Source organism: Janthinobacterium sp. BJB401, from assembly GCF_013372745.1.
Lineage (GTDB): Bacteria > Pseudomonadota > Gammaproteobacteria > Burkholderiales > Burkholderiaceae_D > Janthinobacterium > Janthinobacterium rivuli.
The window spans coordinates 1-14,010 of the sequence record NZ_JABXFH010000082.1 but is presented as its reverse complement, the minus strand read 5'-3'; the positions used below and the strand labels follow the sequence as shown (position 1 = coordinate 14,010).

Below are 14,010 nucleotides of genomic sequence, written 5' to 3'. Positions count from 1 at the left end.
TCTAGGCCGCCTGCGGCAGCGCCGCCCCCAGTTTTTCCAGCAGATGATCGCACTGGAAGACGGACAGGGTCTGGCGCTGCGCATCCGTGCCGATGTCGATCATTTCATCCATTTCGCTGCGCAAGTCGTCATGCTCTCCCGTGCGGATGATTTGCGGCGCGGCAAAGCGCTGGCTGTCGGAAATGGTCATGATGTTGTCGACATGGTCGACGAGGAAGCCGTAGCGCTCGGCACCCCGTTCCACGATCAGAATCTTGCCCGCGCTGGCGTCCGGCAAGGCCGGCATGGCGTACAGCTGGCGCAGGTCGATGATGCTGATCATTTGCTGGCGCAGGTTCAGCATGCCGCGCATGCAGGCCGGCATGCCCGGTGGCGTCGTGATGGCGCCGCTGAAGTCGATGATTTCGCGCACTTGCCCGATTTCCACGGCGAAGCGGGTTTCTACCGTGAACGTGATGTAGACGCGGCGCTGCGCCTTGCGCGTGGCGGCGCTGCTCGCGTCCGTCTCGGCCGGATACAGGCGCGCGTGGCCGTCGCGCATCTCGATAATTTCCGCCTGCGACAGGATGCCCTTGTGGTCGAGGAAAATGATGTCGCCCAGCCCCTCTTTCGTGATGCAGCCGGCAAACATGGCGGCGCGCGCCTTGCTCAGCAGGGGAATCGGCAGCACTTCGTCGCCAAAGAAATGCACGATGCTGTCGACGGAATCGACGAGGAAGCCCACGGTCGTGTCATCGAGGCGCACGACGATGACGCGCTGGTCGCCTGTTGCAGCCGTGCCGGACGCGGGCGCCTGCAGCAGGGCGCCGAAGTCGACGACGGCCACCTGGCTGCCGCGAAAATGCATGCGCCCTAGGCACAGTTCGCTGTTCAGCAGGGAGCTGTGTAGTTCCGGCACCCGGATGATTTCCTGGATGGCCGGCATTTCAAAGGCAAACGTGGCGCCGGCCGCATGGAAACTGACGCATTGCCGGCGTTCGCTTTGCGCATGGTAGCGGGCCGTGCTCAGCCTGGCGCCCGTCGCCTGCAGGGCCAGCACATGGGGCACGTTTTCAATGCGCAGCAGGGCGTGCGGGTCGAGCACCTGCAGCAGGCGCGCGCCGCCATCGAGCAGGATCGTGCCGGCGATGACGGCGTGGCTGTCGCCGGCCGCATATTGCAGGGCGCTGCGGGCGCTGGCGGGCACGCGCAGGATTTCGCCCGTATCCTGGAAGACGATGCCGATCAGCACTTGCTGGAAGTCGAGGATGGCGATCTTGTCCGTGGGCACGGCGCGCGGCGCATCGGCACGGAACAAGCGGCCCAGGTTGACCACCGGAATGACGCTGCCGCGCAAGGTGAACATGCCTTCCAGATACGCGGGGGACAGGGGCAGGGCCGTGACTTTCGCGGGGTAGTTCACCACTTCGCGGATGCAACTGGCGGGCAGGGCGAATTCATCGTCGCCCAGGTGGAAGGAGCCGAACAGTTCGGTGGCCGTGTCGCTTGTGCCCTGTGCTTGCAAGCCCGTCGCTTCATGCATATCCATATGCGCCTTCCTTGCGTGGAATTAATTCGGGTGGCGCCACCACATCGGTGACGGCAAAGCTGTGATGGGCGCAATCGATCAGCAACTGGCGCCCGTGGCGGCCGCCCAACGCGCAAAAACTCACCGCCAAGCCGCACTGGTCCAGGTATTTTTGCGCCGCTTGCGCGTTTTGCCGGCCCACTTGCAATCTCCCGTTGCGCGGGCCGAACATGCTGGCGCCGCCCGCCAGCACCACTTCGATGTCGGCGTAATCGGCCTGGCGCACGCCCATCAGGCGCAACAGCGAGGGAACGGCCTGGCTCACATAGCGTGCGCCCAGGCTGCTGTCGGCGCCCGGCGCTTCCGGCAGCAAACAGTGGGCCAGGCCGCAGCACGGGCCATTCTTCCAGATGAAACCGATGCCGATGCAGGAACCCAGCAAGGCTTGCAGCTGCTCGCCATGCGTGCCCACGCTCAGTTGCCCCATGCCAACATGGTGCAGCGGCAAGCCAGGGTCGATGATGATGCTCATGCGCTACCCGCCTTATAAATCATGGGAAACTCGAATTGGTAGCCGGTACCGAGCCGCGCGATGGTTTCCGACTCGCCCAGGATCAGCCGGCCTTCGTCCTTCAGGCTCAGGCGCGCCTGGCGCAGCACGGTTTCCTGGTGCTCGGCATCGAAATAAATGAGCACATTGCGCAGGAACACCAGGTCGAACTGCCGCGCCGGACGCAATGCTTCCAGCAAATTATGCTGGGCAAAGCTGACGTGTTGCCGCAATTCTTCATTGACCTGGACGCCATACGGCGCGGGCGTGAAATATTTGCGCAGCAAGTCCGGGTGCGACAAACGGATGCGCTCGACGGAGCGGCCGCTGTACTGGCCGGCCCGCGCCGCGCCGAGGATCTGCTGCGAAATGTCGCTGGCCAGGATCTGGTAGCGGAAAGACGGCGCTTGCAGCTTGAATTGCTCGCACAGCATGGCGATCGAATACAGTTCCTCGCCGCTGGCGGCCGCCGCCGACCAGATGGCCAGGCAGCCGTCCGGATGCGCGCGGGCCCAGGCGGGCAGGTAGCGGTCGCGGAAGTAATCCCAGATCGACGGCGTGCGGAAGAACAGGGTGTCGTTGGTGGTCACCAGGTCGATGAAATGGTCCACCTCGTCGCGGTCGCTGGCCACGCGTTCCAGGTAAGCCTGGTAGCTGTGCAGGGACAGCGCCTGCAGCCGGGGCTGCAAACGCCGTTCCAGCAAGACGCTCTTGCGCGCCGTCATGGCGATGCCCGTATGCTGGCGCACCAGCGCGATCAGGGTCGTCAGCACCTCGGGCGTCAAGCTGGCCGCGTGGCTCATGGCCTATACCACGAAGCCGGAGACAGTCTGGTTCAGGCTGCCAGCGCGCTCGTTCAGGCCATCCGTCGAGCGGGCGATGCTGTCGCAGTTGGCGGCCGACTTTTCCGTTTCCTCGGCGATGTACTGGATGGCAGTCGACACTTCGCGCGCCGTCAGCAACTGTTCATTGGCCGCCTTCGAGATATCGGAAATGGCCAGGGTGGTCTTCGCCACGCCCGAGACGATCTTGTCGAAGGCGTCGCTGGCCTGGCGCGAAATCTCGCTGCCGGTGGAAACCCGCTTGACGGATTCGTTGATCAGCTTGGAAATTTCCTTGGTCGCCTGCGACGAGCGCTCGGCCAGCTTGCGCACCTCGTCGGCGACGACGGAAAAGCCCAGGCCGTGCTCGCCCGCGCGCGCCGCCTCGATGGCCGCGTTGAAGGCCAGCATATTCGTCTGGTTGGCGATCTCGCTGATGACCTTGACGATTTCGCCGATGTCTTCCGACGAGCGGTTGATCAAGTCCATCGCCTCGATCGACTTGGCGACGGCGCGCGCGCCCGCTTCCGCTTCCTGCTGCGTGGCTTTTGCCAGGAAATCGGCATTCGAGGTGTTTTCCGCGATGGAATTGATGGAAAACGTCAGGCCGTCGATGGAGGCGTTCATTTCTTCCACCGTGGCGCCCAGCGCCTGCGTGCCCACGGCCACGCCCGTGGCCCGCTCGGCGATGGCGTGCGAGGCGTCGGCAAAGCCGTTGGCGGCCGACACCACGTTGCCGATCACGCCGCGCAAGTCGACGATCATCTTGCTGATGCCGCCGGCCAGCAGGTCGATCGGCTCGTCGCCCTCGGGCACGATATTGCAGGTCAGGTCGCCTTGCGCCGCGCGCGCCACCGATTCGAGCAGGGCATTGACCTTGCGGCTGTCGTTGGCGGCCTTGGACTGGATGCTGTTTTCCAGGTTCACCTGGTCGCTGATGTCGATGGCGAACTTGACCACTTTATATGGCTTGCCGTTCAGGTCCAGGATGGGGTTGTAGGTGGCCTGTATCCACACCACCTTGCCATGGTTGCCCAGGCGCTTGTAGCGGCCCGCGTCGAATTCGCCCCGGTTGAGCTTTTGCCAGAATTTCTTGTACTCGGCGCTGCTCGCATACTCGGGCTCGCAAAACATGCGGTGGTGCTCGCCCTGGATATCGCTCAAGTCGTAATCCATGACGGCGAGGAAATTCTCATTCGCTTCCAGCACATTGCCCTGCATGTCGAATTCGATCACGGCCTGCGCCTTGCCGATGGCGCTGACCTTGCCTTCGTATTCGACATTGCGCTTTTTCAAGGCCGTGATGTCGGTAGCGAACTTGATGACTTTATACGGCTTGCCGTCCGCGTCGAGGATAGGATTGTAGGAAGCGTTGATCCACACTTCGCGCCCATCCCTGGCGCGGCGCTTGTATTCGCCCTGGTCGAATTCACCGCGTCCGAGCTTGGCCCAGAAGTTGCTGTATTCATCCGTTTTGACATACTCGGGGTCGCAGAAGATGGCATGGTGCTTGCCTTGCACTTCGGCCAGGGTATAGCCGACGACACGCAGGAAATTCTCATTCGCATGCAGAATGGTGCCGTCGAGCTCGAATTCGATGACGGCCTGGACACGGTTCAATGCAGTATTTATCGCTTGTAAGTCCAGATCCTGGGAGTGGCTGACATGGCTGGCTGCGTCCATAGTATTTCCTTCGGGGTGAGAAGAGGAAGGGGAGCGATAAGGCTGCTGTTATTATTTTTTCTGCTATCGGTTTAAGGCAAGGATTAAGGCAAGGATTAAGGCTGCGGTGTTATTGCATCAGCCGGCATCCGGTGATAATCGGTGAGAATGTGCGCGATGAACGTCCGCCGATGTTCGCCATACGGGTTGCCTATAGTAATTGAATTGTAGAGTATTGATTTGAATCAATAATTTTATTATTCCCCAGCGTCTGGCGAAAAACAAGGGGCGGGAATAAATAATGTCAAAACTGTCGTAATTGGCTCCTGTCCACATATAACAAGCCCCTTCTTTCACATAATAAAACGACGTTATTATTATTGTGCTTTTATTATTTAAATGAATATCCAAGTGATAGCTTCTACAGACGCTTGCCGCTTGCGGCAGAATCTTTCCGCAAACGATGTTGTACCATGGCGTACCATGCTGGCGCCGGACGCGCCACGACAAAAATAATACGAGCGTTCTTTTATGCGGTATAGTGAAGCTTCATCCCTTGCAACCACCTCATCGCTGAGCAAAAATCAATAAGGAAGAGACATGAGTGCTGAATATCAAGTGAACGGCGCCGTTGCCGTCATTACCCTCGCCAACCCGCCTGTGAATGGACTGGGCCTGGCGACGCGCACGGCCGCCGTGGCCGGCATCCGCCAGGCGCTGGCGGACGAGGCCATCAAAGCCATCGTCATCACGGGCGCCGGCAAGGCCTTTTCGGGCGGCGCCGACATCAAGGAATTCAATTCGCCCAAGGCGCTCACGGAACCGACCCTGCATACCCTGATCAACGTTGTCGAGCAATCGACCAAGCCGGTCGTGGCGGCCATCCACAGCGTTTGCATGGGTGGCGGCCTGGAGCTGGCGCTCGGCTGCAACTACCGCGTGGCCGCGCCGGGCGCGCAGATGGCCTTACCGGAAGTCAAACTCGGCATCTTGCCGGGCGCGGGCGGCACGCAGCGCCTGCCTAGAGTGCTGGGCCTGGAAATGGCCCTGAACATGATCGTCTCGGGCACGCCCGTCGCATCTGAAAAACTGGCCGGCACGGCCCTGTTCGACGAAGTCATCGCGCCCGGCGCCGATTTGCTGGCCGCCGCCGTGGCCTTCGCCACGAAAGTGGCCGATGTGCGCCCGCTGCCGAAAGTGCGCGAGCGCAAGGTCGACTACCCGAACCACGAAGCTTTCCTGCAGTTTTCGCGCAATACCGTCAAATCCATGTCCGGCCCATTCCCCGCGCCGCTGAAATGCGTCGACGCCGTGGCGGCCGCCGTGACGATGAAATTCGACGAGGGCTTGAAGTACGAGCGCGACCTGTTCATGCAGCTGGTGCAGTCGCCTGAATCGAAAGCCCTGCGCCACGCCTTCTTTGCCGAGCGTGTCGCCAGCAAGGTGCCCGATGTGCCGTCCGACACGCCCGTGCGCGCGATCGCCAGCGCGGCCATCGTCGGCGCCGGCACCATGGGCGGCGGCATCGCCATGAACTTCGCCAACGCGGGCATCCCCGTGATGCTGCTGGAAACGAAACAGGAAGCGCTGGACAAGGGTCTGGCCACGATACGCAAGAATTACGAGAACACGGTCAAAAAGGGCAAGCTGACGCGAGAGAAGGCCGAGCAGCGCATCGCGCTCGTTTCCGGCACGCTGGCCTACGCTGACATTGCGCAGGCGGACATCGTCATCGAAGCCGTCTTTGAAGAGCTGGGCGTCAAGGAAACCGTCTTCAAGCAGCTCGACGCCGTCATGAAGCCGGGCGCCATCCTCGCCTCGAACACGTCTACGTTGGACCTGGACAAGATCGCCGCGTTTACCCAGCGCCCGCAAGACGTGATCGGCACGCATTTCTTCAGCCCGGCAAATGTGATGAAACTGCTGGAAATCGTCCGCGGCAAGGAAACGGGCAAGGACGTGCTGGCCACGGCGCTGGCGCTGTCGAAAAAGCTCAAGAAAACCGGTGTCGTCTCGGGCGTGTGCGACGGTTTCATCGGCAACCGCATGATCGAGCAATACAGCCGCCAGGCCGGTTTCCTGCTGGAAGAGGGTTGTCTGCCGGAACAGGTCGACAAGGCGGCCGAGAAATTCGGCTTCGCCATGGGCCCGTTCCGCATGGGCGACCTGGCCGGCAACGACATCGGCTGGGCCATCCGCAAGCGCCGCTACGTGGAAAAACCGGAAGTGACGTATTCGAAGACGGCCGACCTGCTGTGCGAATTGAATCGCTATGGACAGAAGACGGGCGCCGGCTGGTACGACTACAAGGCGGGCGACCGCAAGGCCTATCCGTCGGAGCAGGTCAACGCCATGATCATCCAGCACTCCGCCGACATCGGCGTGGCGCGGCGCAAGATCAGCGACCAGGAAATCGTTGAACGGCTCGTGTATGCACTGGTCAACGAAGGCGCGCGCATCCTGGAAGAGGGCATCGCCCTGCGCGCCTCGGACATCGACATGGTGTATTTGACCGGTTACGGCTTCCCGCTGTTCCGCGGCGGCCCGATGTTCTACGCGGATACGGTCGGCTTGCCGAACGTGCTCGACACGATTGCCGGCTATGCCAAAGGCCGCCACGGCGAAGCGTGGACCCCGGCGCCGCTACTGGTGAAACTGGCGGGCGAGGGCAAGGGTTTTAATAGCTGATCTGGCGCTACCGTTGACGCCAGCAATGTAGTCGGATTACGCGCGGCTTCGCCACGCTAATCCGACCTACGCATCGACAAGGGGCTCAATCGCCGCGTAATCCGACGCCACTACTTCTTCTTCGCCACCATCTTGACCGCCTCGTTGACGATGACGGGGTTGTCTTTCTGGATGTAATAGCCGGCGCCTGTGATGCGCTCGATGGCTGGCGCGCCGGACAGGCGTTGCCAATCCTTTTCCTGGGCCCGCACCACGTTCTCGAACGAACCTATTTCCTCGATGCCGAACTTGTCGCGCACCAGCAGCATGGCGGGCACGCGCAGCGGGCTGGCCATGTCGACGTGTTGCAGGCACTGCGTCTGGGCATCGAATTCGGCCGATTCCGTACTGTTGAACATGAGTTTGCGCCGCGTTTTGACGAGCATGGCGTAGGCGGACGCGTCCGTCTGCAGGCGGTTCCATTGCTGCGGGTGCGTGGGGTCGAGCAAGACCAGGCCGGCCACGTCCTGCGGGTACAGCCTGGCATACACATACTGGTACAGCCCGCCCAAACCATGGCCGACCAGCACGTATGGCGGTTTCAGGCCCGCTTGCGCCAGCAGGGCGCGCTGTTGGGCGGCAATGGTGCACGGATCGCGCGGCGTGGTGGTTTTTTTGCTGTCGCCGTAGCCGGGACGGTCGTAGACGAGCACCCGGTGCTGCTTGGCCACTTCGGGCACCACCTTGGCCCACACATCCTTGCCGTCGCCCATGGCCGACTGGAACACGACGGGCAAGCCGCCCTGGCCGCTCAGGGTGTAGGCGATGCTGGCGTCGGGCAGGGCGGCCGTGGCCGGCACGCCGGGCATGACCGGGGCCGATGGCAACAGGGAGCAGCCGGAAAAACAGCCTGCCAGCAGCAAGCCGGCGCTGGAGAGGAGCATGGTGCGCGCGGGGCGGCCGACGAATAGATGATGCATGAATCTCCTTCTTGGTGCACGGACCGGGGACGGGTATGGCTTGCCAGCCATTATAGGCAAATCGTGCCGAAGTGGAAATGCCGAACAGAGGCGTATTTCCCGTCCTGTCAGCCGGCGTCGGCGTGATGGCAGACGGCTTCGATGCGGTTGCCGTCCGGATCGAACAAAAAGGCCGCGTAATAGCTGGCGTGATAGTGGCGCAAGCCGGGCGCGCCCAGGTCGATGCCGCCGTGCGCCAGTCCCGCATGCCAGAACGCTTCCACGGCTGCGCGCGAGGAGGCCTTGAAACAGCAATGGCGGCGCGGCGCGTCGTCGGGCGTGGGGCCGAGGCGCACGGAAAAATAGCTGCGTTCGGGATGCTGCGCATCGCTGCGCTCGCCATAGCCTATCCATGCATCGGCATGGTCGCTGCCCACCTTGGGCACGCCAAGCGCGGCGAAGATGGCGTCGTAGAAGCGCTCGGCGCGTTCCAGGTCGCTGACGGTGAGGGAAATGTGATCGAGCATGGGTACTCCGTTATAAAAACAAGGACGGCCATAGCATAGCCCGGATCAGGGCGGCCGTGGGCGGAAGTGACCGAGTGATACTGTTGCTGGCCGACTGCCGGTTAAGGGCGGCTGGCGAGCCGGGCCACGATGCTGCGGCTGAACAGCTGCACGCGCGGTGCGAACAGCATCACGGCGCAAAAGGCCACGGGCCAGGCGGCAAAGAAGGCATGGCGCCAGCGGGGCAGGAAGTCGGCCTGCAGGCCGATATTGAGCCAGGTGACCCAGGCGCTCATCAGCAGGGTCATGAGCAGCGACATCAGGAAGGCAAATACGCAGCGCAGGCGCAGGGCGTCGGACATGGTGCACTTTCAAAGTGTAAAGATACGCCAGCGTAACGACTTGCAGCAATCTATACTAGAGCCATATTTTTAATTTCAAATTCCGAAAATGCAATCATGCTTGACGATTTAGCCTTATTTGTCGCCATTGTCGAGGCGGGCAGCCTGCATGCGGCGGCCATCAAGGAAAGCTTGCCCGCCGCGACCGTCACGCGCCGGCTGCAAAAACTGGAAAGCCAGCTCGGCTACCGCTTGCTCAACCGCAGCGCGCGCCGCCTGCAGCCGACGGCGGAAGGCTGGCAGTACTACGAGCAGTGCCGTCCCCTCGTGCACGCCCTGCGGCAGGCGACGCAGCAGCTCGACGCCAGCCTGTCGGCCGTCTCGGGCAGCATCCGCGTGCTGGCGCCCGTCAACTTCGCCAGCGGCTTGCTGACGCCGGCCTGGGTCAGCTTCATGCAGAAGTATCCGGACATCCGCCTGGAGCTGGAACTGTCGAACCTGTTGCAAGACCTGGTGGGCAGCGGCGCCGACCTGGCCATCCGCGTGGGCGCGCTCGATGATTCCTCGCTGATGCAGCGCCGGCTGGGCAGCGCCGCGCTGGTGATGGTGGCCGCGCCAGCCTACCTGGCGCGCGCCGGCGTGCCGCGCGACTTGCAGGAACTGGAACAGCACGAGCTGATCGTGGCCGAGCCATTGCGCAGCTGGCGCTTGCGGCGGCCCGGCGACGGCGCCGAGCTGGTGATCGAACCGCAGGCGCGCCTGCGCGTCAATGAAATGCGCCTGGCCGTGGAAATGGCTGACGCGGGCATTGGCATCTTGCTGTGCCCGCTTCTGCAATGCCGCGACGAAGTGGCCAGTGGCAGCCTCGTGCGTGTGCTGCCCGACTGGATGCCGCAGCCGCGTCACGTGTACGCCGTGTGGACGCAGCGGCGCTACCTGCCGGCCCGCGTGCGCGTGCTGCTCGAGCACCTGGCAGCGTTTGCTGCCGGCAATCCGCTGTTGAACGAGGAGGCCGGTGCCGATCAGCTCCTTGCGCCGGGCATCCTTTCCAATAAGTAATACCGAGCGCTTGTACTTTTCGTCAAGATCGCGTTAAGATAAAGCAGCCCGCTTATCCAGTGGGCAATCTGGTGTTTTTTCGCGCAATCCCGTCCCTATCCATGAGAGTAGCAATGAAATATCTGATCATTCCCTTCTTGCTGGCCATCACCGGCTGCGAAGTACTGTATGACGCGAACCGGGACAAGATTGGCGAGTACTGCAACAGCCTCAATAATTTTGATGACCGCAACGCCTGCCGCAAGCGCAACCAGACCAGCTACCAGGAATACGTGCAGCAGCGCGACCAGGTGAAAAAGAGCAAGAGCGACAAATAAGTTTGCCGCCGCAGACGCCACAAAAAAAACGCCGCTGACCAGTCAGCGGCGTTTTGCATTGCGGACCCCGGCCTTGCGACCGGGGCTTGCTTCAGATTAATCGTCAGCGTAGATATTGTTATCCTTCGTTTCCTTGACGAACAGGGTGCCGATCACGACAGTCGCCAGGGCGACGACGATCGGATACCACAGGCCATAATAGATATCGCCCTTGAAGGCCACCAGCGCGAAGGCCGTGGTCGGCAGCAAGCCGCCGAACCAGCCGTTACCGATATGGTAGGGCAGGGACATCGAGGTGTAGCGTATACGCGTCGGGAACATTTCCACCAGCATGGCGGCGATCGGGCCATACACCATGGTTACGTACAGCACCAGGATGAACAGCAGCAAGACGACCATCGGCTTGTTGATCTGGTCCGGATCGGCTTTCGCAGGGTAGCCCGCTTCCTTGATGCCGGCGCCCAGTTCTTTCTTCAGCGCCACTTCGTGGGCCTTGCTTTCCGCATCGAAGTTCAGGCCATCGGCCGTCATGACGGCGTTAAACGACGTGAATTCCTTCGTACCGATGCGCACCTTGGCGATGCTGCCGGCTGGCGCGTCTTCCTTCGTGTAGTTCACCGAGCTGTTCGACAGGAAGCCCGTGGCGATGTCGCACGACGATGGGAATTTCTTCGTGCCCGTCATGTTGAACTGGAAGTGGCAGGAAGCAGGATCGGCGACCACCACCACTGGCGAGTTCTTCAGAGCCGCTTCCAGCTGCGGGTTGGCGAAGTGGGTCAGGCCGTTGAAGATCGGGAAGTAGGTGGCCGCGGCGATCAGGCAGCCGCCAAGGATGATGTACTTGCGGCCGATGCGGTCGGACAGGCTGCCGAAGAACAGGAAGAACGGCGTGGCCAGCAGCAGGGCGATGGCGACGAGCACGTTGGCCGTTGCCAGGTCCACTTTCAGGGTCTGGATCATGAAGAACAGGGCGTAGAACTGGCCCGTGTACCAGACGACTGCCTGGCCGGCGGTCAGGCCGATCAGGGCCAGGATGACGATCTTCAGGTTTTTCCACTGGCCGAATGCTTCCGTCAGCGGGGCTTTCGAGGTCTTGCCCTCGGCTTTCATCTTGGAAAACGCCGGTGATTCATTCATGGCCAGGCGGATCCACACGGAAATACCCAGCAGGATGACGGAGACGAGGAAGGGAATGCGCCAGCCCCATGCTTCGAAATCCTTCTCGCCGGTCGCCAGGCGGGTGCCCAGGATGACCATCAGCGACAGGAAGAAGCCCAGGGTTGCCGTCGTTTGTATCCACGCCGTGAACGCGCCGCGCTTGCCTTCAGGCGCGTGCTCGGCCACATAGGTGGCTGCGCCGCCGTACTCGCCGCCCAGCGCCAGGCCTTGCAGGATGCGCAGGATGACGAGGATGATCGGTGCGGCGATGCCGATGGAGGCGTGGCCCGGCAGCAAGCCGACGATGAAGGTGGAGCCGCCCATGATCAGAATCGTGATCAGGAAGGTGTACTTGCGGCCGATCATGTCGCCCAGGCGGCCGAAGACCAGCGCGCCGAACGGACGCACGATGAAGCCGGCGGCAAACGCCAGCAGCGCGAAGATGAAGGTGGTGGTGGGGTCGCCGATGAAGAATTGCTTGGCGATGATGGAAGCGAGCGAACCGTACAGGTAAAAATCGTACCATTCAAAGACGGTGCCGAGCGAGGATGCAAAGATGACCTTGCGTTCCTCAGGCGTGATAGGCGTGCCTTTGGTGGAAAATTTCCGTACGTCGGCCGGGCCGGATGGTGATGCCATGGTTTGTCTCCCTATGTTTTATAGTGAACTGGTGCCGCGGTCTTTTTGACCATTCTTGCAACAGCTGGAGGCGAGTGTGTTCTCCGAACCTTACGTCATGCTTGCTTGAAACTTACACCAAGCTTACAAATCGATGTTGCCCCGAACTTTGCGAACGACCGTACTTAAATGTGCTATTCTCATTGTGAAGATATCCCACCCCATAATATTCCCACAAGGAGACACAGCATGAATGAAGCCGTCATCGTATCGACCGCCCGCACGGGCCTGGCCAAGTCCTGGAAGGGCGCGTTCAACATGACGCATGGCGCCACCCTGGGCGGCCATGTGCTGGCGGCCGCCGTCGAGCGCGCGCGCATCGAGGCGGACGAAGTGGAAGACGTGCTGGTCGGCTGCGCCTTTCCCGAAGGCGCGACAGGCGGCAATATCGCGCGCCAGGTGGCCCTGCGCGGCGGCTGCCCCGTGACGACGGCCGGCATGACCGTCAACCGTTTCTGTTCCTCGGGCTTGCAGGCCATCGCCCTGGCGGCGCAGCGCATCATCGCCGGCGAAGGCGATATCTATGCGGCCGGGGGCGTGGAATCGATTTCCTGCGTGCAAAACGAAATGAATACGCATATGTATCGCGACGTCTGGTTGCAGCAGCACAAGCCGGAACTGTACTGGCCCATGCTGCAGACGGCCGAAACCGTGGCCAAGCGCTACCAGATTTCGCGCGAGCGTCAGGATGCCTACGGCGCGCAAAGCCAGCAGCGCGCAGCAAGCGCCCTGGCTGCCGGCCTGTTCGACGCGGAAATCGTGCCGATGACCACCATCATGGGCGTGGCCGACAAGGCCAGCGGCATGCTGGTCTCGCGTGAAGTGACGATTGCCGCCGATGAAGGTATCCGTGCCGACACGACGTATGACGGCGTGGCGAAGATCCGCCCGGCCATTCCTGGCGGCGTCATCAGCGCCGGCAACGCCAGCCAGTTTTCCGATGGCGCTTCGATGGCCATCGTCATGAATGCGAAAGTGGCCGAAGCGAAAGGTCTACAACCGCTGGGCGTCTTCCGTGGCTTTGCCGTGGCCGGCTGCGAACCCGATGAAATGGGCATCGGCCCCGTGTTTGCCATCCCGAAACTGCTGAAAAAAGCGGGCTTGACAGTTGCCGACATCGGCCTGTGGGAACTCAATGAAGCGTTCGCCGTGCAAGTGCTGTATTGCGCCGACACCCTGGGCATCCCCATGGACCGCCTGAACGTGAACGGCGGCGCGATTGCCGTCGGCCACCCGTACGGCGTGTCGGGCGCCCGGCTGACGGGCCACGCCTTGATCGAAGGCAAGCGCCGCGGCGTCAAGTACGTGGTCGTGACCATGTGCATCGGCGGCGGGCAGGGCGCGGCCGGGCTGTTCGAAGTACTGTGATGTAAAATAAACCCAGTCTGCGGGCGGCCTTCGAGGCCGCCCGTTTTTATTGCGCGCCCCGTTCCTGCAAGACGCGCCGATAGCGGTTACAGTAATGCTTCATTAATAAACAAGCAGCCTGCCACCATGATCAAGCACATCGTTTTCTGGAAACTGTTAGACCACGCCGAAGGCGCCGACCGCGCCACGAATGCATTGAAACTGAAAGCCCTGCTCGATTCCTGTTCCGACCTGGTGCCCGGCATATTGAAATTCGAAGCGGCCGTGGCCCAGCCGGGCCTGGAAGCGACCTACGACATCGTCCTGTACAGCGAATTTGCCAGCCGCGAAGCGCTGGACGCCTACCAGAACCATCCCGAGCACGTGAAAATCAAGCCGTTTTTTGGGGCCGTGCGCGAAGCCAGACAGTGCATGGAC

At 61.8% G+C, this 14,010-nt stretch carries 13 protein-coding genes; 5 read left to right on the top strand and 8 right to left on the bottom strand.

From position 1 onward, the window contains the following. Position 1: 1 nt before the first annotated feature. The 4 genes from HWE17_RS27585 to HWE17_RS27570 are packed head-to-tail and all read right to left on the bottom strand — an operon-like array spanning position 2 to position 4,498. Entirely contained in the window at positions 2-1,528 is a 1,527-nt protein-coding gene (locus tag HWE17_RS27585) for a chemotaxis protein CheW (protein ID WP_255206416.1), read from the bottom strand. After that, positions 1,515-2,039, bottom strand: coding sequence for a chemotaxis protein CheD (locus tag HWE17_RS27580; RefSeq protein ID WP_176390988.1), 525 nt, complete (start codon positions 2,037-2,039; stop codon positions 1,515-1,517). Before HWE17_RS27580 ends, HWE17_RS27585 begins: the two co-directional genes overlap by 14 nt. Continuing rightward, positions 2,036-2,860 (bottom strand): protein-glutamate O-methyltransferase CheR, encoded by an 825-nt coding sequence (locus HWE17_RS27575; protein WP_099402050.1) that lies wholly within the window; start codon positions 2,858-2,860, stop codon positions 2,036-2,038. The genes HWE17_RS27580 and HWE17_RS27575 overlap by 4 nt, the downstream gene beginning before the upstream one ends. 3 nt (positions 2,861-2,863) lie before the next feature. Continuing rightward, positions 2,864-4,498 (bottom strand): PAS domain-containing methyl-accepting chemotaxis protein, encoded by a 1,635-nt coding sequence (locus tag HWE17_RS27570; protein WP_255206415.1) that lies wholly within the window; start codon positions 4,496-4,498, stop codon positions 2,864-2,866. Positions 4,499-5,140: 642 nt separating this feature from the next. Here HWE17_RS27570 and HWE17_RS27565 point away from each other — a divergent pair. Next, positions 5,141-7,228, top strand: coding sequence for a 3-hydroxyacyl-CoA dehydrogenase NAD-binding domain-containing protein (locus tag HWE17_RS27565; protein ID WP_176390986.1), 2,088 nt, complete (start codon positions 5,141-5,143; stop codon positions 7,226-7,228). A gap of 110 nt (positions 7,229-7,338) precedes the next feature. Here HWE17_RS27565 and HWE17_RS27560 read toward each other — a convergent pair whose 3' ends face one another. From HWE17_RS27560 to HWE17_RS27550, 3 genes are all read right to left on the bottom strand, one after another. Beyond that, on the bottom strand, positions 7,339-8,187 hold the full coding sequence (locus tag HWE17_RS27560) for an alpha/beta fold hydrolase (protein WP_176390985.1): 849 nt from the start codon (positions 8,185-8,187) through the stop codon (positions 7,339-7,341). A gap of 107 nt (positions 8,188-8,294) precedes the next feature. After that, on the bottom strand, positions 8,295-8,693 hold the full coding sequence (locus HWE17_RS27555; RefSeq protein ID WP_176390984.1) for a VOC family protein: 399 nt from the start codon (positions 8,691-8,693) through the stop codon (positions 8,295-8,297). Between the two features lie 101 nt (positions 8,694-8,794). Next, the gene (locus HWE17_RS27550; protein ID WP_035819102.1) at positions 8,795-9,034 is read right to left on the bottom strand and encodes a DUF2798 domain-containing protein; all 240 of its coding nucleotides are present in this window, start codon (positions 9,032-9,034) and stop codon (positions 8,795-8,797) included. Between the two features lie 96 nt (positions 9,035-9,130). Between HWE17_RS27550 and HWE17_RS27545 the strand changes: the two genes are divergently transcribed. Further along, positions 9,131-10,072, top strand: coding sequence for a LysR family transcriptional regulator (locus HWE17_RS27545; RefSeq protein ID WP_176390983.1), 942 nt, complete (start codon positions 9,131-9,133; stop codon positions 10,070-10,072). Between the two features lie 113 nt (positions 10,073-10,185). Further along, on the top strand, positions 10,186-10,389 hold the full coding sequence (locus HWE17_RS27540) for a hypothetical protein (RefSeq protein WP_099402044.1): 204 nt from the start codon (positions 10,186-10,188) through the stop codon (positions 10,387-10,389). Between the two features lie 96 nt (positions 10,390-10,485). On the opposite strand, the gene HWE17_RS27535 is transcribed toward HWE17_RS27540, so the two are convergent. Beyond that, positions 10,486-12,186, bottom strand: coding sequence for an MFS transporter (locus HWE17_RS27535; RefSeq protein WP_099402043.1), 1,701 nt, complete (start codon positions 12,184-12,186; stop codon positions 10,486-10,488). A gap of 228 nt (positions 12,187-12,414) precedes the next feature. Here HWE17_RS27535 and HWE17_RS27530 point away from each other — a divergent pair, with 228 nt between their 5' ends. Together HWE17_RS27530 and HWE17_RS27525 are read left to right on the top strand one after the other, a co-directional pair. After that, positions 12,415-13,593, top strand: coding sequence for an acetyl-CoA C-acyltransferase (locus tag HWE17_RS27530; RefSeq protein ID WP_176390982.1), 1,179 nt, complete (start codon positions 12,415-12,417; stop codon positions 13,591-13,593). Positions 13,594-13,719: 126 nt separating this feature from the next. Then, on the top strand, positions 13,720-14,010 hold a 291-nt coding region (locus tag HWE17_RS27525), incomplete at its 3' end, for a Dabb family protein (RefSeq protein WP_176390981.1).

Coding starts and splice junctions, on each gene's coding strand:
- HWE17_RS27565 (WP_176390986.1), top strand. CDS start 5,141: ATGAGTGCTGAATATCAAGTGAACGGCGCCGTTGCCGTCATTACCCTC.
- HWE17_RS27560 (WP_176390985.1), bottom strand. CDS start 8,187: ATGCATCATCTATTCGTCGGCCGCCCCGCGCGCACCATGCTCCTCTCC.
- HWE17_RS27540 (WP_099402044.1), top strand. CDS start 10,186: ATGAAATATCTGATCATTCCCTTCTTGCTGGCCATCACCGGCTGCGAA.
- HWE17_RS27535 (WP_099402043.1), bottom strand. CDS start 12,186: ATGGCATCACCATCCGGCCCGGCCGACGTACGGAAATTTTCCACCAAA.
- HWE17_RS27545 (WP_176390983.1), top strand. CDS start 9,131: ATGCTTGACGATTTAGCCTTATTTGTCGCCATTGTCGAGGCGGGCAGC.
- HWE17_RS27530 (WP_176390982.1), top strand. CDS start 12,415: ATGAATGAAGCCGTCATCGTATCGACCGCCCGCACGGGCCTGGCCAAG.
- HWE17_RS27585 (WP_255206416.1), bottom strand. CDS start 1,528: ATGGATATGCATGAAGCGACGGGCTTGCAAGCACAGGGCACAAGCGAC.
- HWE17_RS27580 (WP_176390988.1), bottom strand. CDS start 2,039: ATGAGCATCATCATCGACCCTGGCTTGCCGCTGCACCATGTTGGCATG.
- HWE17_RS27550 (WP_035819102.1), bottom strand. CDS start 9,034: ATGTCCGACGCCCTGCGCCTGCGCTGCGTATTTGCCTTCCTGATGTCG.
- HWE17_RS27555 (WP_176390984.1), bottom strand. CDS start 8,693: ATGCTCGATCACATTTCCCTCACCGTCAGCGACCTGGAACGCGCCGAG.
- HWE17_RS27575 (WP_099402050.1), bottom strand. CDS start 2,860: ATGAGCCACGCGGCCAGCTTGACGCCCGAGGTGCTGACGACCCTGATC.